The following is a 22,357-nucleotide window of genomic DNA, read 5'->3' as shown; positions in this document are numbered from 1 at the left end:
ACCGGAGTCGCCGCTTGTCACCCGACCCTCACCGATCGGCGACGACTCCGGTCTCTTGAGAGAGGGCGGCACCCTTGTGCGGGGGTGCCGCCCTCTCGGTTCAGATCGGTACCGCCACCGCGTTGAACGTCGTCTCCGGCGTCTGCGGAGTCGTGAAGCGGGCGTTGACCAGGTAGAGGCGGTCGCCGTGGCGGGCCGCCGTGGTGGGGACGTCGAAGCGGGGGTCGGTGATCGTGGTGTGGAGGGTGGCCGCGGTGCCGGTGGAGTCGAGGTGCCAGACCGAGATCTTGTTCAGGCGGTTCTGGACGACGTACAGGGTGCGGCCGATGCGGTACAGGCCGTCGCCGTTGACCACCGTGTCCTGGCCGGAGAGGGTGATCTCCACGGCCTCGCCGGTCTTGAGGGAGACGTTGTACAGCTTGCCCGGCGTGCTCTTCACGACGATCAGGCCCCGGCCGTCGGGCGTGGTCACGATGCCGTTGGCGTTGATGATGTCGGGGAGCTGTTCCCAGGCGCCGGTGAGGGGCAGCTCCCGGACCTCCCCGTCGCCGCCGCGCGGGACGCCGTGGAGGATCGGGGCCCGGGAGTCGGTGAACCAGGCGCGGTCCTTGTGCAGGATCACGTCGTTGATGAAATGGCCCGTGGGGGAGGTCAGTTCGTACGTCCGCTGCACCGTGCCCGTTCGGGCGTTCACGATCTTCGCCGTGCCGCCCGCGCCTCCCGCCACGTACAGCAGCCCGTCCCGGTCCAGTTTCAGGCCGATCGCCGCCGTGCCCGGCGTGCCCGCGTGGACGATCTCGCTCGTGCCGGTGCGCAGGTCGGTGCGGAGGATGGCGCCGTTGGCGCGGGAGCCCATGTAGGCGTACGGCTTGGCGCCGATGGTGATGCCTTCGGGGAGCCAGCCGTCGGGAAGCGGGAACTCGGCCGGCCAGGTGGGGTGGGGGGTCGCGGCGGCCTCGGCCGTGGTGGCCACCGTGAGCGCGGCGACGGCGGCGGCGCCGAGGAGGGTGCGCCGGGAAGGGTGGGGGTGGTTCCGGGGCATGGGTCGGCCTCCGTGAGAGTGAGGCGTGCAGGGGCGGTGGGACTCGATGAAACGTCATTGCCGCGGCCGGCTCGACCGGTGCGGGGAAGTCGACAGCAAGTCGACAGCCCATGACGGTTCCGTCGGGTCCCACCTTGTCCGCGTCCGGGCGCTTACGCGCGGAACGGGCCCGTCACCTCGTACGTGATTCCGCCGGACGAGCTGCCCGTCGTACCGCGCTGGCTGGAGAAGTACAGGCGCCGGCCGTCGGGGGAGAACGCCGGGCCGGTGATCTCGGAGCCGGTCTGGCCGTCGATGCGGAGGAAGGGGGCGATGACGTCGTCGGGGGTGATGACGCAGATCTCCATGTTGCCGCCGTCCTCGGCCACGTACAGGTCGCCGGAGGCCGCGCCCGTGACGTTGTCGACGCCCGTCAGGGGGGCCGTGCCGCCGGTGACGAGGGAGTCGTCGTAGGCGAGTTGGATGGTCTGCGTCGCCGCGTTGTACTGCCAGACGCGGTTGTCGCCCTTCGTCGTGAACCAGCAGGTGTCGTTGGCGTAGTAGCAGCCCTCGCCGCCGTTGAAGCGCTTGGCGCCGGAGACCTGGCTGCGGGTGGCGGTGGCGCCGGTGGGGTCGGGGACGCGGGCCCAGGTGACCGGGCCCGAGGTGCCGGTGCCGGCGACCAGCACCTCCAGGGTGCCCGACGACAGGTCGCCCCAGGTCGTCGGCCTGAAGCGATAGAAGCAGCCGTCCGACACGTCCTCGGTCATGTAGATGACCTGGCGGACCGGGTCGGCCGCTGCCGCCTCGTGCTTGAAGCGGCCCATCGCGTCGCGGCGGATGGCGGCCTTGGTGCCCCAGGGGTCCGTCTCGTAGACGTAGCCGCGGTCGACCTCCTCGCAGGACAGCCAGGTGTTCCACGGAGTCTTGCCGCCCGCGCAGTTGGTGCGGGTGTTGGAGAGGATGCGGTACGCGCCGGTGATCGCGCCGGTGGACGAGAACTTCACCGCGCTCGCGCCGCCGCCCGGGTTGATCTCCGAGTTCGAGACGTAGATCCAGCCCGTGCCGTCGGCGTAGCAGGCGCCGCCGTCGGGGGCGTTGTGCCAGGTGTACGAGGTGCCGGCCACGCGCTGGCCGGAGCGGGCGATGACGCGGCTGGTGAAGCCGCTGGGGAGTCTGATGCCGTTGGCGTCCGGGCTGCCCAGGGGGCCGTACGGGCCGGTGCCGGGCTGGGCGGGGGCCGCGTACGCGGCGCCGCGCCACAAGGTTCCGCCGAGCGCGGCGGAAGAGCCGCCGATCAGGGCCGCACGCAGGAGGCTACGACGTTCCACTCTCACTCCAAGAGTGCCGTGTCCGCCCCGCCGCCGGTCGGTGGCGGGGTCGTGCGTTCCGGGACCTTAGAGGAGGCGGGTGGACGGGTCATGGATATGCCGTGACGGGTCGGCGTATACGGGGATGGCGCGTCGGGGGAGGAGCGCGGCAGGCGGTTCCGCCGAGCGCAGTCGTACCACCGCGTCCAACCCGCCCGTCGCCGCCGCCCGCAGCGTGATCTCGCCTCCGCTCGCCCGGGTCAGGCGCTGGACCAGGGACAGCCCGAGGCCGGTGCCGCCCTTCGGGGCGCCGGGAGCGCGCCAGAAGCGGTCGAAGGCACGGGCGCGCTGCTCGGGGGTCATGCCGGGGCCCTCGTCGGTGATGTGGAGGTCGACCCAGCAGGGGCGGCTGTCGCGCAGCGGGCGGCGGGTGGGCGTGTGGAGGCGGAGCTCCACGGTGACGGTGCTGCCGGCGGGGGAGGCGCGCAGCGCGTTGGAGAGGAGGTTGTCCAGGATCTGCTCCACCGCGCCGGGGAGCGCCAGGACCGGGCCCACGCTGCCGGCGAAGAGGACCAGGGAGACGCCCTCGCGGACGAACAGCGGGTGCCAGGCGCTGTGGCGTTCCGCGCAGACCGCGCCGACGTCCACCGGGGCCGGTGTCGCCGCCTGCTCCTCCAGGCGGGCCATCGCCAGCAGGCCCTCGATCATGCGGGCCAGGCGGTCGGTCTCCGTGACCGCCGACGTGAGGGTGGCGCGGGCCGGAGGGGACAGGGACGGTTCCAGGGTCTCCAGGCGCAGGCGCAGGGCCGCCAAGGGGGTCTTCAGCTGGTGGGAGGCCTCGCCCGCGAAGGCGTGCTGGGAGGTCAGCAGGTGTTCCAGACGGGCGGCCGTCTGGTGGAAGGCCTCCTCCAGCGTGCGGAGGGGGCCCGCCGCCCAGCGGGCCAGGGCGATCGCCGACGCCGCGGTGAGGAGGAGGGCGAGCGCGCCGGGCGTGCCGTGCGCGTGCGCTCGCGCCAGGATCCATCCGGCCGCCGCCCCGCACAGGTGACTTCCCAGCAGGCGGCGGGTCATGACGGGGTGTCGTCGCGCTGCGGGCGGACCGCCAGACGGAAGCCGACGCCGCGCAGGGTCTGGATCCACGCCGGGTCGCCGAGTTTGCGGCGCAGGGTGGCCACATGGACGTCGAGGGTCTTCGTCGGGCCCTCGTAGTGCTCGTCCCAGACGCGGTCCAGGATCTGCTGCCGGGAGTAGACCGCGCCGGCGTCCTCGGAGAGGAGGGCCAGCAGGTCGAACTCCTTGGGCGTGAGGGCTATCGGGGTCTCGCCCACCCACACCTGGCGGGTACGGCGGTCCACGACCAGCGGACCCGGCGTCTCCTCGCCGCCCGGCTCGCCCTCGTGCGCCGGCGGCCGCCCGTGGCGGCGGTGCACCGCGCGGATACGGGCCACCAACTCCCGTAGGGAGAACGGTTTCGCCAGGTAGTCGTCCGCGCCCAGCTCCAGGCCCAGCACCCGGTCGGCCTCCTCGCCCCGCGCGCTGAGGATCACGACGGGGACGTCGGAGGTCTCGCGGATGGCGCGGCAGACGTCGATGCCGTCCATGTCGGGCAGGCCCAGGTCCAGGAGCACGACATCGCCGTAGGGGCCCTTCAGGCCTTCCTCGCCCGTGGCCACGCGGTGCACCGTCAGGCCGTAGTGCCGCAGTCCCTCGGCGAGCGGTTCGGCGATCGTCTCGTCGTCCTCGATGAGCAGCACTTGTACGCCCATGGCGTTCTGTCTCTCCAATGAAAAGGGGGAGGGGAGTGGCACGCTACTGGAGACGGTGCTGTTTTCGGGCCCGATTCCGGAGTTTGTGAAAAGGGCCTCAGAAACCGCTTGCAATTCCTCGCTTTGGTCTTCGCTTAACCTTTCTCTGGTCTGCCCTCCCCTACGTTCTCGATGCGTCGGAACCGAAGTCAGGAGGCATGATGAAGGCGTTGCTGGATCGCGCACGATCGTTCGGGCGGCGGGTCGGATTCGAGAGCGACACATACCGGAAACTCGCCGTCGGGCAATTTCCCGAGGCTCTGTTCATTTCCTGTTCCGATTCACGAGTGATTCCCGCGCTCATCACCGGCGCACGGCCCGGTGAGATATTCGAGCTGCGCAATGCGGGCAACATCGTGCCGCCCTACGGCGCGCAGGGGTCCGCCTGCGGCGCGGCCGCCACCATCGAGTACGCGCTGGACGTGCTCGGCGTTCAGGACGTCGTGGTGTGTGGCCATTCCCACTGCGGGGCGATGGCCGCGCTGCGGGACGGGGCCGATCTGTCGGGGCTGCCGGCGGTGGCCGCGTGGCTCGACCAGGTGCGGGGCGGGCTGACTCCGGTGACGGGGGAGCTGGCCGACGTCGTGCAGGCCAATGTCCGCAACCAGCTGGACGCGCTGCGCGGCTACCCCGCCGTCCGGCGGCTGGCGGACGAGGGACGGCTGCGGCTGCACGGCTGGTACTACGAGATCGACACCGGCGTCGTCCACGAACTGGGCGACGACGGGCGGTTCCGGGTGCACGCCTCATGAGCGGGGCACACGCGCGCAGGGGCGCTTCCCCGAGGAGGAGCGCGGGCGCCGCAGGCACCAAGCCGGGTCCCGGCGGGGTCGACCTCGTCAACGAGATCACCGCCTCCCTCGTCGTCTTCCTGGTCGCGCTGCCCCTGTGCATCGGGGTCGCGGTCGCCTCCGGTGTCCCCGCCGAGCTGGGGATCATCTCCGGGGTCGTGGGCGGGCTGGTGGTGGGCGCGGTGCGCGGGAGCACGCTGCAGGTGAGCGGGCCGGCGGCGGGGCTGGCCGCGCTGGTCGCGGAGACCGTGCGGGAGCACGGGGTCGCCATGCTCGGGGTGATCGTGCTGTTCTCCGGGGTGTTGCAGATCGTGCTGGGGGTGGTGCGGCTGGGGCGGATGTTCCAGGCGATCTCCCTGGCCGTGGTCCAGGGGATGCTCGCGGGGATCGGACTGCCGCTGATGTTCGGCCAGTTGTATCCGATGGCGGACGCGAAGGCGCCGGGCACGCCGTTCGAGAACATCGCCGGGGTGCCGGGGCTGGTCGCCCGTACCGTCGCCGACGGGCAGGCGGTCGTCGCGGCGGGGCTGGGGATCCTCACGATCACGCTCGCGTTCGTCTGGAAGAAGGTCCCGGGGCCGCTGCGGAAGATCCCGGCCGCGCTCGTCGCCGTCGGCGTCGGCATCGCCGTCGCCGCCCTCCCCGGCGTGGACGTCAGGACGCTGCGGGTCGGTGACCTCGCCGACTCCGTCGACGTGCCGGGGCCGGAGCAGTTCGCGGGGCTCGCCGACGCCGGGATCCTCACCGCGATCCTCACCTTCACGGTGATCGCCTCGGCGGAGAGCCTGTTCACCGCGGCCGCCGTGGACCGGATGCACACCGGACCGCGCACCCGCTACAACACCGAACTCGTCGCGCAGGGCGCCGGGAACACGGTCGCCGGTCTGCTGGGCGCGCTGCCCGTCACCGCCGTCGTCGCCCGCAGCTCGGCGAACGTCCAGGCCGGGGCGAAGACCAGGATCTCCCGCACCCTGCACGGCCTGTGGCTGCTGGCCTTCGCGCTGCTGCTGCCCCAGGTGCTGGCGCTGATCCCGGTCTCGGTGCTGGCCGGGGTGCTGGTGCACAGCGGATGGAAGCTGTTCGCGCCGGAGGAGTTCCCGAAGATGTGGCGCCAGGACCGGGGCGAGTTCGCGGTGATGACCCTCACCACGGTCGTCATCATGGCCACCGCGCTGCTGGAGGGCGTGCTCATCGGGCTGGCCGCCGGAGTGGTGCTCGCCGCGCTGCGGATGTCCCGGGCGGTCGTACGGCAGGACGTCGCGGACGACACCGCGCGGGTGGTGATGTCCGGCAACGCCACCTTCCTGCGGCTGCCGCGGCTGATCGAGGCGCTGGAGGCCGCGGCGGCGTCCGGCAGGCCGCGGATCCGGCTGGACCTGCTCGGCGTGACCCACCTGGACCACGCCTGCCGGACCCAGATCGAGGAGTTCACGGCCCAGCAGCGGGGGGCCGGGGTGCGGGTGGAGGTGCTGATGCCGGATCCGGGCGTGCCGATGCCGGATCCCGGCCGGGCTCCGCGGGCACCGGCCGAGGCGCCCGTGCCGGGGCCCACCGCCGAGTGGTTCCAGCTGGACGCACGGCCCGTGGACGGGGCACGGGAATGGCCGGAGCCGTCCCGGAGTTGAGGGCCGGTCAGTGACCGTACGACCTTCAGGAGCCCCGATGTCCGACGCCCCCGCCGTCCGCGAACTGCGCCTCGTCGTCACCGCCGAGGACTACGACGCCGCACTCCGCTTCTACCGCGATGTCCTGGGCCTGCCCGAGCGGGCGGCGTTCAGCTCCCCCGGGGGCCGGGTGACCATCCTGGAGGCCGGGCGGGCGACGCTGGAGATCACCGACCCGAACCACGCGGAGTTCATCGACGAGGTGGAGGTCGGGCGGCGCGGCGTGGCCGGGCACATCAGGGTCGCCTTCCAGGTGGACGACTCGGCGGCGGCCACCGAGCGGCTGGCCGCCGCCGGGGCGGAGGTGGTCGCCGAGCCGACCCGCACGCCCTGGAACTCGCTGAACTCCCGGCTCGAAGCCCCGGGCGCCCTTCAGCTGACGCTGTTCACCGAGCTGGAGGACGGCTGACCGGAGTCCGCGCGCTGGACGTGGAGTTCCGCGCGGACCAGCTCCAGCAGCCGGCCCGTCCAGTTGCGCCCCCGGCCCCCGTTGTCACCCCAGAACTCGGAGTCGATGTCGTCGTAGACGAGCGTCGCGTCGCCCGTGTCCAGCAGGATGCGGGCGAGGTCCGGATGCTGGGTGTACTTGGCTCGCAGCAGGCGGGTCATGACGGCTGTACGGGTGTGCTCCCAGCCCTCGCGGCAGCCGGCCGCGACGGAGAGGTCCCGGGCGGCGGTCCAGGGGGTGTCGGCGTCCGCGATCGCGGCCCGCGCGGCGGGGTCGTCGGTGGCGAGGGCCCAGTACGCGTGGACGACGGACGGGTAGGTGACGCCGTCGATGTCGACGGGCGCCGGATAGCCGTTGCGCAGAGCCTTCTTGCCGGGGTCGGCGGAGGGCTTCAGCGGGTAGCTCTGGGGGAGGTGGAGCGCCGGGGCGACCGGCGTCGCGGGGCCGTCCGGCGGTACCCGCTTCGGCCGATCGGCGAGCCACTTCGCGCGGTCCTCGAAGTAGGCGACCGCCGAGTCGTACTCCTCCTGTGTGAGGGGCTCCTCCGGCCGGGACTCCATCCGTCCGCCGGGCCCCGCCACCAGCGCCTTCAGCGGCCAGTCCTTGCGGTCCATGTCCCCGAGGGCATAGCGGCGCCGTGTCTCCGGGATGGCGAGGTACGCCTCGCGGGCCGCCGCCCGCTTCTCCTCGGTGCGGTCGGCGAGGAAGGCATCCACGGCGGCCAGGCAGCGGGCCGTCGCATCGGGGCGGCCGTTGAGCTGGTCGATGGTGTCGCGGACCTCGGCGAGCAGCAGCTCGGGGGTGAGCCCGGTGTGCGCCTCGGCGAACCTCCACCAGGCGAGGTCGTGGGCGGACGCCAGGGCGCCCTCGGGGAGTTCGGTGGCGACCCAGCCGCTGCGCAGCTTCTCCTCGAACTCCTCCAGGGTCACCAGGCCCCAGCAGTCGACGAGGCCGTCGGCGTAGATGAAGAGGTCGGTCAGGAAGTAGTCGCCGTTGCGGATGAAGGCGTGCCGCCAGGTGCCGGGTATCCGCCTGCCGTCCGCCGTGCGGTGGATGATGCGTCTGCCGATCATGCGGGCATTCTTCTCGCGGGAACGCCGGACCGCCACCGTTCACCGGGCCGGGGCAGGGCAGGCAGGGTTGGCCGGTGAGCGGTGGCGGTCGGGGTGGGGCGGCGGTGTCGGCTCAGGCCGCCCGCACCTCGTACGCCGTCACACGTACGGTCTCGTCGTCCAGGCACTGCCCGGACAGCAGGTCGAACCGCTGCTTCAGGAGAGGGGAGGCGACGAAGGGGCGTCCCTGGTGAGTGCCCGTCAGGCCGCGGGAGAGGACGGCCGCGCCGGTGAACGGGTCGCGGTTGTCGATGCCGTACAGCTCCCCCTTGCGGTCGCGGAAGAGGGCCACCTGGCGGCCGTCCGGCAGCAGGGCCGCCACTCCGCGGCCCGGCATCAGCACGTGCAGGTCGCAGACCGTGAACCAGTCGTCGTCCGCCAGCCGGAGCTGGACCTTCAGGTCGGTCGTCTCGGGTGCCAGGGTCATCGCTGGGCGCTTCCTTCCAGAACGTCTTCGCCGGTGGGGCGCAGGCCGATCGACAGCAACGGCAGGTCCGGCTTCATCTGGTCGCGCTCGGGGACGAAGCCGACCACCGGGTCGGGGGTGTCGGGCGCGTTGATGAAGGACACGAACCGGGCGAGCTTCTCGGGGTCGTTGATGGTCTCGGCCCATTCGTCGCGGTAGTGCGAGACATGGGCGGCCATCAGGTTCTCCAGCTCCTCGCAGATGCCGAGGGAGTCGTGGACGACCACGTCGCGTACGTGGTCCAGGCCGCCGGGGATCCGCTCCAGCCAGGTGGAGGTGCGCTCCAGGCGGTCGGCGGTGCGGATGTAGAACATCAGGAACCGGTCGATCAGGCGGATCAGTTCGGCGTCGGAGAGGTCCTGGGCGAGGAGGTCCGCGTGGCGCGGGGTGGCGCCGCCGTTGCCGCCGACGTAGAGGTTCCAGCCGTTGGAGGTGGCGATCACGCCGAAGTCCTTCGACTGGGCCTCAGCGCACTCGCGGGCGCAGCCCGACACCGCCGACTTCAGCTTGTGGGGCGACCTGAGCCCCCGGTAGCGCAGCTCCAGGTCGATCGCCATCCGGACGGAGTCCTGGACGCCGTAGCGGCACCAGGTCTGGCCGACGCAGGACTTCACGGTGCGCAGCGACTTGCCGTAGGCGTGACCGGACTCGAAGCCCGCGTCGACCAGGCGGGCCCAGATCGACGGCAGCTGCTCCACGCGCGCGCCGAACATGTCGATCCGCTGGCCACCGGTGATCTTGGTGTAGAGGCCGAAGTCCCGGGCGATCTCCCCGATCACGATCAGTTTCTCCGGGGCGATCTCACCGCCGGGGATACGAGGGACGACGGAGTACGACCCGTTCTTCTGGAGGTTGGCCAGAAAGTGGTCGTTGGTGTCCTGGAGGGCCGCCTGCTCGCCGTCCAGGACATAGCCGTCGGCGCCGATGGTCGGGGCGAGGGAGGCGATGATCGAGCCGACCGTCGGCTTGCAGACCTCGCAGCCGTCACCGCCGCGCGCCTCCTCGCGGCCGTAGCGGTCGAGCAGGTCCTGGTAGGAGGTGATCCGCAGGGCGAGGACGATCTCGTACAGCTCCTCGCGGGTCTGCGAGAAGCAGGCGCACAGGCCCTTGTCGACCTCGACGCCGCTCGCCTCCAGCTCGGCGGTGACCAGCTGGCCGAGGACCTTGACGCAACTGCCGCACGTCGTACCGGCCTTGGTGCACTTCTTCACCTCGGGCACGGTGGTGCACTTGTGCTCGGTGACCGCCTCGCGGATCGTGCCCTTGCGGACGTTGTTGCAGGAGCAGATGATCGCGTCGTCCGGCAGCGACGTCGGGCCGAGCTGGACGGGCGCTCCGGCACCGGCCGGCAGCACCAGCGCCTCGGGCGAGACCGGCGGGACGGAGCCGGTGAAGGCCTTCAGGGTGCCGTAGGCCTCCGCGTCGCCGACCAGGATGCCGCCGAGCAGGGTGCCGTCGCGGCCGATGACCAGCTTCTTGTACAGGCCGGAGCGGGAGTCGGAGTAGACGACGTCGAGGCAGTCGTCGGCGGTGCCGTGCGCGTCGCCGAAGGAGGCCACGTCCACGCCGAGCAGCTTCAGCTTGGTGGACAGGTCGGCACCGGTGAAGGACGCCTCGTCCGCCGCGATGGTGGCCGCCGCCGTCTCGGCCTGCTCGTAACCCGGCGCGACCAGGCCGTACACCCGGCCGTCCGCGGCCAGCGCGCACTCGCCGATGGCGAACACGTGCGGGTCGGTGACGGTACGGCACTGCTCGTCGACGGTGATGCCGCCGCGCTCGCCGACCGCCAGGCCGCAGTCGCGGGCCAGCTGGTCACGCGGGCGGACACCGGCGGAGAAGATCACCATGTCGGCGGCGAGTTCCGAGCCGTCCGACAGCTTCATGCCCGTGACGACGCCCGCGGCGTCGGCCACGATCTCCTGCGTGCCCACGCCCGTGTGGACGGACAGGCCCATGTCCTCGATGGTGCGCAGCAGCGCCGCGCCGCCGCCCTCGTCGACCTGCACCGGCATCAGCCGCGGCGCGAACTCCACGATGTGCGTCTCGACGCCGAGGCCCTTCAGCGCGCCCGCGGCCTCCAGGCCGAGCAGACCGCCGCCGACCACCGCGCCGGTCTTCGCCTTCGTCTTCGCGTACTCCTCGATCGCGAGCAGGTCCTCGATCGTGCGGTAGACGAAACAGCCGGTCGCGTCCTTGCCGGGGACGGGCGGCACGAACGGGTACGAGCCGGTGGCCAGGACGAGGATGTCGTAGTCCACGACGAGACCGGAGCGCGCCGTCACCTTGCGGGACGCGCGGTCGACGGTCTCGGCCGGGTCGCCGATGTGCAGCTCGATGCCGTGTTCCTCGATGAACGCCATGTCCGTCATGGACAGGTCCTCGGGCGTCTTGCCCGAGAAGTACGAGGTGAGCGCCACGCGGTCGTACGCGGGACGCGGCTCCTCACAGAGCACGACCACGCGGTGCGTGGCGGTCAGGCCGCGCTCGGCGAGCGCCTCGAGGAAGCGCTGGCCGACCATGCCGTGGCCGACGAGCACGATCGAGGGGCGGTCCCCAGCAGGTGCGGTCGTGGACATCAGGAGCCTCCGTCGTTGGTGAGCAGGTGGAGCAGGGGGCCGCCGTCCGAGGGGAGCGGCTCTGCTCCCTCCCAGGCGCGGGCGAGCGCGCCGACGGTGCCGAGTTCGCCGACGAGGACCCCGCCGATCAGGCGGTCGTCGCGGACGACGACCTTGCGGTAGGTGCCGCGGGTGGCGTCGGTCAGCTGCACGACGTCGTCGCCGGGGCGGGGTTCCGTCTCGCCGAACGCGGCGAGGTCGAAGGGGGCCTGACCGGAGAGGGTGAGGCGGGTGAGGGAACGGGTGCCGGTGTAGCGGGCGCTGTCGTTCCCGGTGAGCAGGGCGGCGAGCACGTCGGCCTGTTCGAGGGCGGGCGCGGCGAGGCCGTACACGTTCCCGTCGTGCTGGGCGCAGTCCCCGATCGCGCGGATGTGCGGGTCGGAGGTGCGCAGCTCGTCGTCGACCAGGACGCCCTTGTGCACGGCGAGCCCGGCGGCCTTGGCGAGGCCGACGCGCGGGTGGACCCCGCAGGCCAGGACGACGAGGTCGGCGTCCAGGGCGTATCCGTCCGCCATCTCCACGGAGCGGACCGCGCCGCCGACCACGCGGACGTCCCGCACCCGGCACTCGGTGTGCACCTCGACCCCGAGGTCGATGAGGTGCCGCCGGACCAGCTTGGACGCGGCCGGGTCGAGCTGCCGCTCCATCAGCCGCTCGGACTGCTGGGCGAGCACGACCTGCGCGCCGCGCATCGCGAGGGCGCGGGCCGCGGAGACCCCGAGCAGGCCGCCGCCGATGACGACCGCGCGCACGCCCGGCCGGACCGCCTTGGACAGGCCCAGGCAGTCGTCCATGGTGCGGAAGGCGTGGACGCCCTCGGGCAGTTCGTGGTCGGGGGTGAACAGTCCGCGCAGCGGCGGCAGCACCGGGTTGGAGCCGGTGGCCAGGACCAGCGTGTCGTATGCGATCTCCGAGCCGTCCGCGCAGCGCAGGCTGCGGCTGTCGCGGTCTATCTCGGTCACTCGCGCACGGGTCAGCTCCGCGGGCGCCGGGAGGGCGATCACATCGGGGCTGTACCGTCCGGCCAGCACTTCGGCGAGCAGCACCCGGTTGTACGGCCGGTGCTCCTCCTCGCCGATCAGCAGCGCGGGCGTGCCGAGCTCACCGAGCCGCCGGGCGAGCCGTACGCCCGCGAGGCCGGCGCCGATCACCACCACACGCGTATTCGAGGTCATGCTCCTGAGCGTGCGGTGTGGGTGTTACCCGGCCGCATCACGTCTGTTTCACCCGGGGAACTCTGCCCTCAGCGGAGGCGGAGGAGGGGTGTGAGGGTTGCCGGAGGGCGGGGGCGGGGCGCTGTGAGGTGCGGAAGCCGAGGGGGCGGGGCGCTGTGAGGTGCGAAAGCCACGGCGGCGGGGAGGGCGCCCGGGTTCCGCTGACATGATCCACTCCGCCGCGTTATGCTCCGGCGCCGCCCTGTCGTGAGGCGGTGGCGCTGGGGAGCGCCGGATCGACGGAACAAGGGGGGCGACATGGCCGAGGGCGACGACAGACCGCGCGGAAACCGGGTGCTGCCGTGGGCCGGACTGGTGGTCCTGGCGGGGGCGGTGCTGGGGCTCGCGGCGGAGTACCACTACCTGGGATGGTCGTCCATCCCCGGCAACTCCTGCGGCGGGCGCTACAGCCCCTGCCCCGACGGCACCACGCCGACCATCCTGCTGGCCTTCCTCTGCTCCTTCGCCGGCGTCGTCGCGGCCCTGGTCGCCGTCGGCGGGTTCACCCACCGCCGCCCCGGCAAGGCACTGCCCCCCGTCCTCCTCGTGGTGGGCGCGCTGCTCGTGCTGTGGCCCGGCTGGCAGGGGTATCTGGCGATGCGCGGGCCGGTGCTCGACCTGGCCTGGAAGGCCGTACCGGACCGGCCCGCCTCGGTGCGCGGGCTCGGCGTGTGGAGCGTCGGGGAGGACGCCGGGACGGTCGTCCGGGCCCGCGGTGACGCGCTGATCGCATACGACTCCCGGGGCGGCGACCGCCGCTGGGTGCTGCGGGCGCCGGTGCGGGAGTCGGTGTGCGGGATGAGCGACACCGTCGTCGACGGCATCGGCCTGGTCGCCTTCGGCCGGCACGAGAAGTCGTGCGACACGGTGTGGGCGGTCGATGTGCGCGACGGCCGCAAGGTGTGGGAGCGGCACATCGACGGCGTCACGCTCTTCACGTCCGCCAGTGACGGTCTGCTCGCGGCCGACGCGGGCACGGCCGTCGCCCTCGCCGACGGCGCCGTGCACGGCTACGGGCTCGCCGACGGCGCCCCGCGCTGGACCACGAAGCTGACCGAGCCGAAGGGCGTCAAGCCGCCCGCCGACGAGGACGTGGAATGCGGGCCGAAGGTGGCCTCCGCCGCCGGCGGCACCACCCGTGTCGTCGTCGGCTGCGAGACGTTCAGCGAGTTCCGGTCCGCGTGGCTGGTCACGTTGGACAACGCCACCGGCGAGGAGCGGGCCCGCCGGCAGCTGCCCGTGGAGAGCGCCGTCAGCACGGCCATGGTGGTCGCGGCCGAACCGTTCACCCTGCTGCTGACGGAGGAGGACGAGCGAGGCGTGTCCGCCGTGCTCTCCTACCCGGGCGACGGCGACCCGGTCCAGATCCCGCTCACCGCCGACGAGGAGGACCTGACGATCGTCGGCGACGGCTTCGGTGCCCGCCCGGCACTGGCGGCCGTGGTGCGCGGCGAGGCACTCGTCGTCGCCGCCACCAAGCCCGGGGCCGACTCCGCCGAGCGGGTCGTCGCCTACTCGCTGCGCGATGGGCAGCGCCTGTGGCACGCCGACCTGGGCATCCCGGTCGTCGCCCTGGCCCCTGCGGGCGACGGTGACGTCGCGGCGCTCGGCGGCAACCAGCGGCTGTGGACCTTCGACGCGGCCGACGGCAAACGGCGCGGCGAGAGCGACGGCACGATGATCCGCGAGGCCGGCGGACTGATCGAGAGCAGCGCACAGCTGGTCAGGGCAGGCGACACCTGGGTCGTCGCCAACGCCGACGGTGACGGCCACCCGCCCCTGCTCGCGGTCAGGCCCTAGGCCGTGTCCGCAAAGTCCCGCCCTCCGGGCGGACGACGGGACTTTACGGACACGACCTAGCGGGACCGGGACGCACGGCGAGGAGGTCGATCACCCCGGTGGTGTCCTCGTCGCCGTGTCCCTCGTCCAGCCGGCGCTTCATCAGGTCCAGGTACGGCCGCAGCAGCTCCTGGCTCACGCCCTGCTCGTCGGCCGTGCGCAGCAGGGTCCGCTGTCCGGCCTGCACCTGCATGGCGAGGTTGGAGACCACGTCCTTCGTGTAGTCGCCGGTCGTCAGCTTCTCGGCCGTCTCGTGCACCGCGCCCGCCATCGCGTTCAGCCAGCCCGCCAGCAGCGGGGCGAAGTCCTTCGGCGCGATGTCCTCCCCGCGGATCAGCGCGAAGGCGTGCGCGATCCCGGAGAACATGCCGTACATCCCGCTCAGCAGCGCCACGTCGTGCAGCGCGGCGAAGCCCGGGTCCGTGCCGACGAACCGGGCGTCCGCCGGGACGGCGAGGGTGGCCCGGTGCTCCTCGAACAGCTCGGCCGAGCCGCTGTAGAACACATAGGCCCCGGAGTCCGGCTGCCCGATCATCGGCGGTACGGCCATGATCCCCGCGTCCAGGAAACGGGCGCCGCGCGCCTCGGCCCAGGCGGCGCGGGAGCGGCCCTCGGCGGGCGTGCCGGTGGTCAGGTTCACCACGTCCCGCCCGGACAGGTCGGCGCCCTCCAGCGCCTCGCCGACCGACGGGTCGTCCAGCAGACAGGCGATCACCAGCCGGTTGGCGGCGACCGCCGCGGCCGCGCTCGCGGCGACCGTCGCGCCCTCGGCGGCCAGCGCCTCGGCGCGGGCCGGGGTGCGGTTCCAGACGGTCACGGGATGCCCGGCGGCCAGCCAGGCGCGGGCCAGGGCGGTGCCCATGGCGCCGGTTCCGAGGAGGGTGAGGGGGGTGAGGTCGGCGCGGGGCGCGCGGGGGCTCGGGGAAGGGGTGGTGTCGGTCATGGCGCTTAGCCTCGTAGAGGGTCAACCGCCTGCTCAAGTACGCACTTCGGAGTGGGTGGTTACCACGAGGGAAGCGTCGAGGCAGCGGACGAGAGGCGGGGGTCGGACATGGCGATCGGACGGCGGGCGGGGGCGTACACCTGCGGGGTCGACGCGGCGATGGACGTGATCGGCGGGAAGTGGAAGGTGCTCATCCTGTGGGCGCTGGGCGAGCGGCCGCACCGCTTCGGCGAGTTGCGCCGCGCGCTTCCCGGGGTCACGGAGAAGGTGCTGGCCGCGCATCTGCGGGAGCTGGAGGCGGACGGGATCGTGCACCGGGAGGAGTACGCCGAGGTGCCGCCGCGCGTGGAGTACTCGCTGACACCGCGGGGCGTCACGCTCAACGAGGCACTGGAGCCGCTCGGCGTGTGGGGGAAGGCGAACGTGCTGGGCCAGGCGCCGGAGCCGGTGGCGTGACCGGAGTCAGCGGCTGCCCGTCAGATGGGCGAAGACGACCACGTTCCCCTGGTAGCCGGTGGTGCGCGAGTAGCCGCCGCCGCAGGTGATCACCCGCAGTTCGGGCCGGCGGGCCGGGCCGTAGACCTTCTCGTCGGGGAAGTTCTTCGCCTGGTAGACCTCGACGGCGTCCACCGTGAACACCGCGACCGAGCCGTCGCGCCGGTCCACCTCGATGGTGCTGCCGCGTCCGAGGGCGCCGAGGCGGTAGAAGACGGCGGGTCCGTCGGTGTTGTCGACATGCCCGGCGACGATCGCGGTGCCGCGCTCGCCGGGCGTGGTCCCGGCCTCGTACCAGCCGGCGAGGTTCGGCCGGTCGGGCGGCGGTGCCTCCAGGCTGCCGGACCGGGTCAGGCCCAGGCCGGTCAGCGGGGCGTCCACCCGGATCGCGGGGATGCGGATGCGGTCGGGCGGGGACGGCGGCAGCGCCGGGGCCGCCGAGCGCTCGGCGGCCGGGTCGGCCCGCGCCTCGGCGGCCGACGGCTGCGGCGGGGCCTGCGTCTCGGCGCCGTCGCTCAGCAGCCAGACGCCCGAGCACAGGGCGACGGCGGTGACGGTGGCTATGGCGGTGTCGCCGCGCCTGCCCATGGGAGCCTCCGTGGGACCGAGGGAACGGGGTGGGGCCCCGGTATCCCCCTCCGGGCCGCGAGGGGCGTCGGACCCGGAGGGGGCGGGGCGTGCGGTACCGGCGGACGGACAGCGGAGGGTGTCCGTCAGATCCCGTCGCCTCTCGCCCGGCGATGCAGGAGCCAGGTACCGCCCGCGGCGGCGACGGCGAGAGCCGCCACGCCGGCCGCGGTCTGCACGGGATCGGGGCCCAGTGCGCCGCCGACCCCCGTCTTCACACTTCCCCGGGGATACGCCGGCTGCGCCGCGGTCAGCGTGACCACCAGGTCGCCCTTGACCTCCCGGCCGTTCCCGGAGCACCGCGCGACGATCTCGTACGTCCCCGGATGCGCGCTCGGCGGCACCCGGAACTGGCCGATCGCGTCGTTCTCGTGGCTGCTGGGCGCCAGCGTGAAGGGCCCGGCGCCGACCGCGCTGGCGTCGCCCTCGGCGGCACCGTCGGCACCGCACGCCGCCGTGTTCACGCTGACCAGGCCGCCGGGCACCACGGAGGACGGATACACCTCAAGGTCGCCGGTGTCGTCGCCGTACGCGGGCGCGGCGGACAGACCCGCGGCGGCGACGGCGAACGCGGTACCGCTCAGCAGCCGGGCGATACGTCGCATCGGGTTCCCCCTCGATCGAGTGGAGCTGTCGGTGCAGTGCTCTTTCGAGGTAAGTGGCAGCGACGCGAGCGCGCTTCCTGATGTGCCGTCAGAAATACGGTGAACGGGTGCTCGCACGGACCGCCGAGCCGGCGCTTCACGGCTCGTTTCAGCAGGTCACCGGCGTGTGGCGAGCTGTCGGGGAAGAGGACCCGAAGGAAGCACGGTGAAGGTGTGAACGGGTGACCGGACCGCCGGGCGGGTCCGACTTGACCTCAATCAAACTTGAGGTACGAGCCTGTGCGGCATGAAGAACACAACCGCTCAGACCCCCCTCCACGTGACCGTCGTCATCGGCAGCAACCGCCACGGCCGGTTCGGGCCCGTCATCGCCGACTGGCTGCTGGACCGCGTCCGCGAACGGGACGACCTGGTCGTCGATGTCGTCGACGTCGCGGACGTCGCGCTGCCCACGACCATGGAGCCCGCCCCGCAGTCCGCCGACCCGGTCAGCGCGCGGCTCGACGCGGCGGACGCGTTCGTGGTCCTCACCCCCGAGTACAACCACTCCTACCCCGCCGCGCTCAAGAACCTCATCGACTGGCACTACACCGAATGGCGCGCCAAGCCCGTCGCCCTCGTCTCCTACGGCGGCATCTCCGGCGGCCTGCGCGCCGTCGAGCACCTGCGCCAGGTCTTCGCCGAACTCCACGCCGTCACCGTCCGCGACACCGTCTCCTTCCACAACGCCGGCGCGTCCTTCGACCGCGACGGCCGCCTGAAGGACCCGACGGGCCCCGACGCGGCGGCGAAGACGATGCTCGACCAGCTGGTGTGGTGGGGCAGGGCCCTGCGGGAGGCGAAGGAGCGGCGGCCGTACGGGGGTTGAGCCGGTCCGTGCGGCCGCCGCCATGGAGACCTGGTGGGATGACCTAGTTCACGCCCACCGCACTCCAGGCCGCCCCCACCGCCCGGTACTCCGCGCTGCCGGTGCCGTACAGGTCGCGGGCCGCGTTCAGGGTCGCGGTGCGGGCTCCGGCGTACGTCGTGGACGACGTCATGTAGACCGTCAGGGCCCGGTACCAGATCGCGCCGAGCTTGGCCCGGCCGATGCCGGTCACGGAAGTGCCGTTGCAGGTCGGCGAGTTGTGCGGGACGCCGTTGATGGTCTTCGCGCCGCTGCCCTCGGCCAGCAGGTAGGCGAAGTGGTTGCCGATGCCGGAGGAGTAGTGGACGTCGAGGGTGGCGACCGTGGGGCTCCAGCAGTCGGGGGAGTCGCCGTCCTTCGACGGGCGGTCCATGTACCGCAGGGCGCTGCGGCCGAAGCCCGAGCGGACGATCTTCTCGCCGATCAGCCAGTCGCCGGGGTCCTTGGTGTTCGCCGCGTGGAACTCCACCAGCGTGCCGAAGATGTCGGAGGTGGCCTCGTTCAGGCCGCCGGACTCGCCGGTGTAGGTGAGGTTCGCCGTCTTGGACGTGACGCCGTGGCTCATCTCGTGACCGGCGACGTCCAGCGAGACCAGCGGGCCGAACGTCGTCCCGTCACCGTCGCCGTACGTCATGCAGAAGCACGTGTCGTCCCAGAAGGCGTTGTTGTAGCGGGTGCCGTAGTGCACCCGGCTGTACGAGCCCTTGCCGTCGCCCGCGATGCCCTCGCGGCCGTGCTTGCTCTCGAAGTAGTCCCAGGTGACGTCGGTGCCGTACTGCGCGTCCACCGCCGCCGAGGCGCGGTCCGCGGTCGTGCCGTCGCCCCAGTGGTTGTCGGCGTCGGTGAACACCGTGGAGGGGGCGCGGCTGACGCAGAGGGTGCCCAGCAGGCACAGGTCGACCTGGTTCGCCGCGTCGCCGGTGTACGTGCCGCCGCGGGTCGGGTCCTTCAGCGCGTACCCCGATCCGGTCGGCGTCGTCTGCAGCGGGACCGTGCCGCCGTACAGGGAACGCCCGTCCCCGGACGCCGACTCCAGCGTGTCCCAGGCGTCGATCTGCGCCCCGGTCCGCGCGTCCGTCAGCACGGTCCGCGCCACCGGGTTGCCCTGCGCGTCGAGCGCCGCCGCCTGCGTCCGCCAGGCCAGCCTCGGCGTCCCGTGCAGGGCGTCGACCACCAGCTCCGGCTTGGCCGTCAGACGCTTCAGGGTCTCGCCAAGGTGCAGGGCCCGCAGCGCGTTCGCGGCCACGTCGGCGGCCTTCGGGGCGGACAGGACGGGGGTCACGCTCGGCAGGGAGACCGGCGCCGTCGTCGCGCGGTTCACCCCGTGGTAGCCGCCCTCGGGCGTCACGTGGAGGACGAAGTCGCCGCCGAGGACGGGGAGGTCGCGGTAGGTGCGGTCGTAGCGGATGTGCTGGGTGCCGTCCTCGTCGATGACGACGTCCCGGACCTTCGTCTCCTGGCCGGCGCCGAGTCCCAGGCTGCCCGCCCGGTCGGCGAGGATCGCGGCGGCGTTCGCCAGCGCGGTGGCCCGCGTGGGCCGGTCGGCCGCTCCGGCGGTGGGGGAGAGCGCCGTGGCCAGCAGGGCGGCGGCGGTCGTGGCGGCCAGGGCGTACGGCCGTATCCGGCTCATGGGTCTCCTTGAACTGATCACGCTGAGGGTGATCAAGATTCAAGGGGGCGTGCACATGCCAGGGCCAGGGGGAGGACGTGGAGGTGTGTGTGGGGAGAGAATCGCTTCTGTGAGTTCTGTGCGGTCCCGTGTCCAACTCCCCTTCTTCGTCTACGGCACCCTGCGCCCCGGCGAGCCCAACCACGACCTCTTCCTGCGCGGCCGGACCCACGCCGAGGAGCCGGGAGACCTCCGCGACGCGGTGCTCTACGACGGTCCCGGCTACCCGTACGCGATCGAGGAACCGGGCGGTGTGGTGCGCGGGGAGCTGGTGACCGCGCTGCCCGAGGCGTACGACGAACTGCTCCTCGTCCTCGACCGGCTGGAGGAGTGCACGACACCGGGCGACCCGCGCAACCTCTACGAGCGGGTCGCCCGTGACATCGTCCGCACCGCCGACGGGGCCGCCGTACGGGCCTGGGTGTACCTCGCCGCGCCCTCCGTCGCCGCCCGGCTGCGCGCCGGGGGCCGGCGGATCGAGGGCGGCGACTGGCGGACGCGGCGGACTTCGCCGTCGTAGCGCGAGACTCGGGTCAGTCCTCCGCGGTGACCGCCTCCACCCGCACCGCGCACGCCTTGAACTCCGGCATCCGGGACGTCGGGTCGAGCGCGGGGTTGGTGAGGGTGTTGGCGCGGCCCTCGCCCGGCCAGTGGAACGGCATGAACACGGTGTCGGGGCGGATCGCGTGGGTGATGCGGGCCGGTGCCACGGCCCGGCCGCGCCGGGAGACGACGGCCACCGGGTCGCCCTCGGCCGCTCCCAGCCGGGCCGCCAGCCTCGGGTGCAGTTCGACGAACGGGCCGGGCGCGGCGGCGTTCAGCTCGTCGACCCGCCGGGTCTGCGCGCCGGACTGGTACTGGGCGACCACCCGGCCCGTGGTCAGCAGCACCGGGTACTCGTCGTCGGGCTCCTCGGCCACGGCCCGGTGCGAGACGGGCACGAACCGCGCCCGGCCGTCCGGGGTGGCGAACCGGTCGAGGAAGAGGCGCGGGGTGCCGGGGTGCACGTCCCGGACCTCGGCGTCCTGCGCGGGGTCGTCCGGCGTCACGTCCAGCGAGGCGTCCTCGGAGTCCACCAGGGCCTGCGGCGCCGGGCACGGCCAGAACACCCCGTTCTCCTCCGCGAGCCTGCGGTAGGTGATCCCGGAATAGTCCGCGGGACCACCCGCGCTGGCCCGGCGCAGCTCCTCGAAGACCTCCTCGGGGTCGGTCGGGAAGCCCTTCTCCACGCCCAGCCGCGCGGCCAGCTCGTGCATGACCTCCAGGTCGCTGCGCACGCCCTCGGGCGGGGTGATCGCCTGGCGGCGCAGCAGCACCCTGCCCTCCAGGTTGGTCGTCGTACCGGTCTCCTCGGCCCACTGCGTCACCGGCAGCACCACGTCCGCCAGTTCGGCCGTCTCCGACAGGACCACATCGCAGACCGCCAGGAAGTCCAGCGACTTGATGCGGTCCTCGATGTGCGCGGCGCGCGGCGCCGACACCACCGGGTTGGAGCCCATCAGCAGCAGCGTCCGGATGTCCGTGCCGAGCGCGTCCAGCAGCTCGTAGGCGCTGCGCCCCGGCCCCGGCAGCGAGTCCGGGTCCACGCCCCACACCTCGGCCACGTGCCGGCGCGCCGCCGGGTCGTCCAGCTTGCGGTAGCCGGGCAGCTGGTCGGCCTTCTGGCCGTGCTCGCGCCCGCCCTGCCCGTTGCCCTGGCCGGTGAGGCAGCCGTAGCCGCTGTACGGCCGCCCCGCCCGCCCGGTCGCCAGGCACAGGTTGATCCACGCGCCGACCGTGTCGGTGCCCTTGGACTGCTGCTCGGGCCCGCGCGCGGTGAGCACCATCGCGGACTCCGGCTCGCAGAACATCCGTACGGCTTCCCGCAGTTGGGGCACGGGCACGCCGGTGATCCGCTCCACGTACTCCGGCCAGTGCGCCATGGCCGCCGCCCGCGCGTCCTCCCAGCCGCTGGTCCGCTCGCGGATGTACGCCTCGTCGGTGCGCCCCTCGGCGACGACCAGGTGCAGCAGGCCCAGCGCGAGCGCGAGGTCGGTGCCCGGCCGGGGCGCGAGATGCAGATCGGCCTGCTCGGCGGTCTTCGTGCGGCGCGGGTCGATGACGATCAGGGTGCCGCCGTTCTCCTTCAGCTCGGTGAAGTAGCGCAGCGAGGGCGGCATGGTCTCGGCGAGATTGGAGCCGACCAGGATCACACAGCCCGTCTTGGGGATGTCCTCCAGCGGGAACGGCAGCCCGCGGTCGAGACCGAAGGCCTTCATCCCGGCGGCCGCCGCCGACGACATGCAGAAGCGGCCGTTGTAGTCGATCTGCGAGGTGCCGAGCACGACCCGGGCGAACTTGCCCAGCGTGTACGCCTTCTCGTTGGTCAGCCCGCCGCCGCCGAACACGCCGAGCGCGTCCGCGCCGTGCTCCGCGCGGGCGCGGCGCAGCGCCCCGGCGATCCGGTCCAGGGCCTCGTCCCAGGTGGCGGGCACCAGCGTGCCCCCGGAACGCACCAACGGGGAGGTCAGGCGCACCCGGGACGAGAGCACCGCCGGCGCCGTACGGCCCTTGCCGCACAGCGCTCCCCGGTTCACCGGGAAGTCGGCGCGTTCCCGCACCTCGACGCCCCCGTCCGGCGAGGGCGACAGGTTCATCCCGCACTGCAGGGCGCAGTACGGGCAGTGGGTGGGCGTCGAGGTGCTGTTCATGCCCTTCAGGGTGCTTCGGTCGTGTTACGTGCGAGACGGCTCCCTGTTACACATGCCGCACGGCGACCTCCCCGGGGGTCCGGCGGCACCGTGAGGCGTCGCCACGCGGCCGCACCGTGAGGCGCACGGCGCCCCC

The 22,357-nt window shown here is 72.8% G+C and carries 19 protein-coding genes and 1 pseudogene; 7 read left to right on the top strand and 13 right to left on the bottom strand.

The genetic code is table 11. The features are described from left to right. Positions 1–100 precede the first annotated feature (100 nt). The 4 genes and pseudogenes from ACZ42A_RS03475 to ACZ42A_RS03460 form a co-directional block, all read right to left on the bottom strand. The gene (locus ACZ42A_RS03475) at positions 101–1,042 is read right to left on the bottom strand and encodes an SMP-30/gluconolactonase/LRE family protein (protein ID WP_468525447.1); all 942 of its coding nucleotides are present in this window, start codon (positions 1,040–1,042) and stop codon (positions 101–103) included. 152 nt (positions 1,043–1,194) lie between these two features. After that, positions 1,195–2,352 (bottom strand): alkaline phosphatase PhoX, encoded by a 1,158-nt coding sequence (locus ACZ42A_RS03470; protein WP_468525446.1) that lies wholly within the window; start codon positions 2,350–2,352, stop codon positions 1,195–1,197. Positions 2,353–2,418: 66 nt separating this feature from the next. Further along, a pseudogene (locus tag ACZ42A_RS03465) lies at positions 2,419–3,222 on the bottom strand (sensor histidine kinase); the annotation flags it as partial. Between the two features lie 176 nt (positions 3,223–3,398). Beyond that, positions 3,399–4,097 (bottom strand): response regulator transcription factor, encoded by a 699-nt coding sequence (locus ACZ42A_RS03460; protein ID WP_468525445.1) that lies wholly within the window; start codon positions 4,095–4,097, stop codon positions 3,399–3,401. Between the two features lie 200 nt (positions 4,098–4,297). Between ACZ42A_RS03460 and ACZ42A_RS03455 the strand changes: the two genes are divergently transcribed. From ACZ42A_RS03455 to ACZ42A_RS03445, 3 genes are read left to right on the top strand one after another with little or no spacing between them, the layout of a single operon-like run. Further along, the gene (locus tag ACZ42A_RS03455; RefSeq protein WP_468526124.1) at positions 4,298–4,888 is read left to right on the top strand and encodes a carbonic anhydrase; all 591 of its coding nucleotides are present in this window, start codon (positions 4,298–4,300) and stop codon (positions 4,886–4,888) included. Continuing rightward, the gene (locus ACZ42A_RS03450; protein ID WP_468525444.1) at positions 4,885–6,552 is read left to right on the top strand and encodes a SulP family inorganic anion transporter; all 1,668 of its coding nucleotides are present in this window, start codon (positions 4,885–4,887) and stop codon (positions 6,550–6,552) included. Before ACZ42A_RS03455 ends, ACZ42A_RS03450 begins: the two co-directional genes overlap by 4 nt. Before the next feature lie 37 nt (positions 6,553–6,589). Beyond that, complete coding sequence (locus ACZ42A_RS03445) at positions 6,590–7,000, top strand: VOC family protein (RefSeq protein WP_468525443.1); 411 nt, start codon at positions 6,590–6,592, stop codon at positions 6,998–7,000. On the opposite strand, the gene ACZ42A_RS03440 is transcribed toward ACZ42A_RS03445, so the two are convergent. The 4 genes from ACZ42A_RS03440 to ACZ42A_RS03425 all read right to left on the bottom strand — a co-directional run bounded on the left by ACZ42A_RS03440 (position 6,964) and on the right by ACZ42A_RS03425 (position 12,407). Then, on the bottom strand, positions 6,964–8,112 hold the full coding sequence (locus ACZ42A_RS03440) for an NADAR family protein (RefSeq protein ID WP_468525442.1): 1,149 nt from the start codon (positions 8,110–8,112) through the stop codon (positions 6,964–6,966). The genes ACZ42A_RS03445 and ACZ42A_RS03440 overlap by 37 nt on opposite strands. Positions 8,113–8,224: 112 nt before the next feature. After that, entirely contained in the window at positions 8,225–8,578 is a 354-nt protein-coding gene (gene nirD / locus ACZ42A_RS03435) for a nitrite reductase small subunit NirD (RefSeq protein ID WP_468525441.1), read from the bottom strand. After that, a complete protein-coding gene (nirB, locus tag ACZ42A_RS03430) occupies positions 8,575–11,193 on the bottom strand; it encodes a nitrite reductase large subunit NirB (protein ID WP_468525440.1) in 2,619 nt (872 codons plus the stop codon). The genes nirD and nirB overlap by 4 nt, the downstream gene beginning before the upstream one ends. Continuing rightward, on the bottom strand, positions 11,193–12,407 hold the full coding sequence (locus ACZ42A_RS03425) for an NAD(P)/FAD-dependent oxidoreductase (RefSeq protein WP_468525439.1): 1,215 nt from the start codon (positions 12,405–12,407) through the stop codon (positions 11,193–11,195). The genes nirB and ACZ42A_RS03425 overlap by 1 nt, the downstream gene beginning before the upstream one ends. Before the next feature lie 297 nt (positions 12,408–12,704). Here ACZ42A_RS03425 and ACZ42A_RS03420 point away from each other — a divergent pair, with 297 nt between their 5' ends. Continuing rightward, positions 12,705–14,246, top strand: coding sequence for an outer membrane protein assembly factor BamB family protein (locus ACZ42A_RS03420; protein ID WP_468525438.1), 1,542 nt, complete (start codon positions 12,705–12,707; stop codon positions 14,244–14,246). Between the two features lie 43 nt (positions 14,247–14,289). Here the strand turns inward: ACZ42A_RS03420 and ACZ42A_RS03415 are convergent, their stop codons facing one another. Further along, positions 14,290–15,228, bottom strand: a complete 939-nt coding sequence (locus ACZ42A_RS03415; protein ID WP_468525437.1) for an NAD(P)-dependent oxidoreductase — start codon at positions 15,226–15,228, stop codon at positions 14,290–14,292. 108 nt (positions 15,229–15,336) lie between these two features. Between ACZ42A_RS03415 and ACZ42A_RS03410 the strand changes: the two genes are divergently transcribed. Continuing rightward, entirely contained in the window at positions 15,337–15,684 is a 348-nt protein-coding gene (locus ACZ42A_RS03410; protein ID WP_468525436.1) for a winged helix-turn-helix transcriptional regulator, read from the top strand. 6 nt (positions 15,685–15,690) lie between these two features. Here ACZ42A_RS03410 and ACZ42A_RS03405 read toward each other — a convergent pair whose 3' ends face one another. Together ACZ42A_RS03405 and ACZ42A_RS03400 are read right to left on the bottom strand one after the other, a co-directional pair. After that, the gene (locus ACZ42A_RS03405; protein WP_468525435.1) at positions 15,691–16,311 is read right to left on the bottom strand and encodes a class F sortase; all 621 of its coding nucleotides are present in this window, start codon (positions 16,309–16,311) and stop codon (positions 15,691–15,693) included. A gap of 125 nt (positions 16,312–16,436) precedes the next feature. After that, on the bottom strand, positions 16,437–16,955 hold the full coding sequence (locus tag ACZ42A_RS03400; protein WP_468525434.1) for a hypothetical protein: 519 nt from the start codon (positions 16,953–16,955) through the stop codon (positions 16,437–16,439). Positions 16,956–17,241: 286 nt separating this feature from the next. Here ACZ42A_RS03400 and ACZ42A_RS03395 point away from each other — a divergent pair, with 286 nt between their 5' ends. Beyond that, positions 17,242–17,823, top strand: a complete 582-nt coding sequence (locus ACZ42A_RS03395) for an NADPH-dependent FMN reductase (RefSeq protein ID WP_468525433.1) — start codon at positions 17,242–17,244, stop codon at positions 17,821–17,823. 43 nt (positions 17,824–17,866) lie between these two features. On the opposite strand, the gene ACZ42A_RS03390 is transcribed toward ACZ42A_RS03395, so the two are convergent. Continuing rightward, positions 17,867–19,492 (bottom strand): M4 family metallopeptidase, encoded by a 1,626-nt coding sequence (locus ACZ42A_RS03390; protein WP_468525432.1) that lies wholly within the window; start codon positions 19,490–19,492, stop codon positions 17,867–17,869. A 109-nt stretch (positions 19,493–19,601) separates the two neighbouring features. On the opposite strand from ACZ42A_RS03390, the gene ACZ42A_RS03385 reads away from it, so the two are divergent. After that, entirely contained in the window at positions 19,602–20,051 is a 450-nt protein-coding gene (locus ACZ42A_RS03385; protein ID WP_468525431.1) for a gamma-glutamylcyclotransferase family protein, read from the top strand. A 13-nt stretch (positions 20,052–20,064) separates the two neighbouring features. Here the strand turns inward: ACZ42A_RS03385 and ACZ42A_RS03380 are convergent, their stop codons facing one another. Then, entirely contained in the window at positions 20,065–22,221 is a 2,157-nt protein-coding gene (locus ACZ42A_RS03380; protein WP_468525430.1) for a molybdopterin oxidoreductase family protein, read from the bottom strand. Positions 22,222–22,357 lie beyond the last annotated feature (136 nt).

The organism is Streptomyces sp. NPDC030838 (genome assembly GCF_055572035.1).
This window is presented reverse-complemented; position numbering and strand designations above follow the sequence as displayed.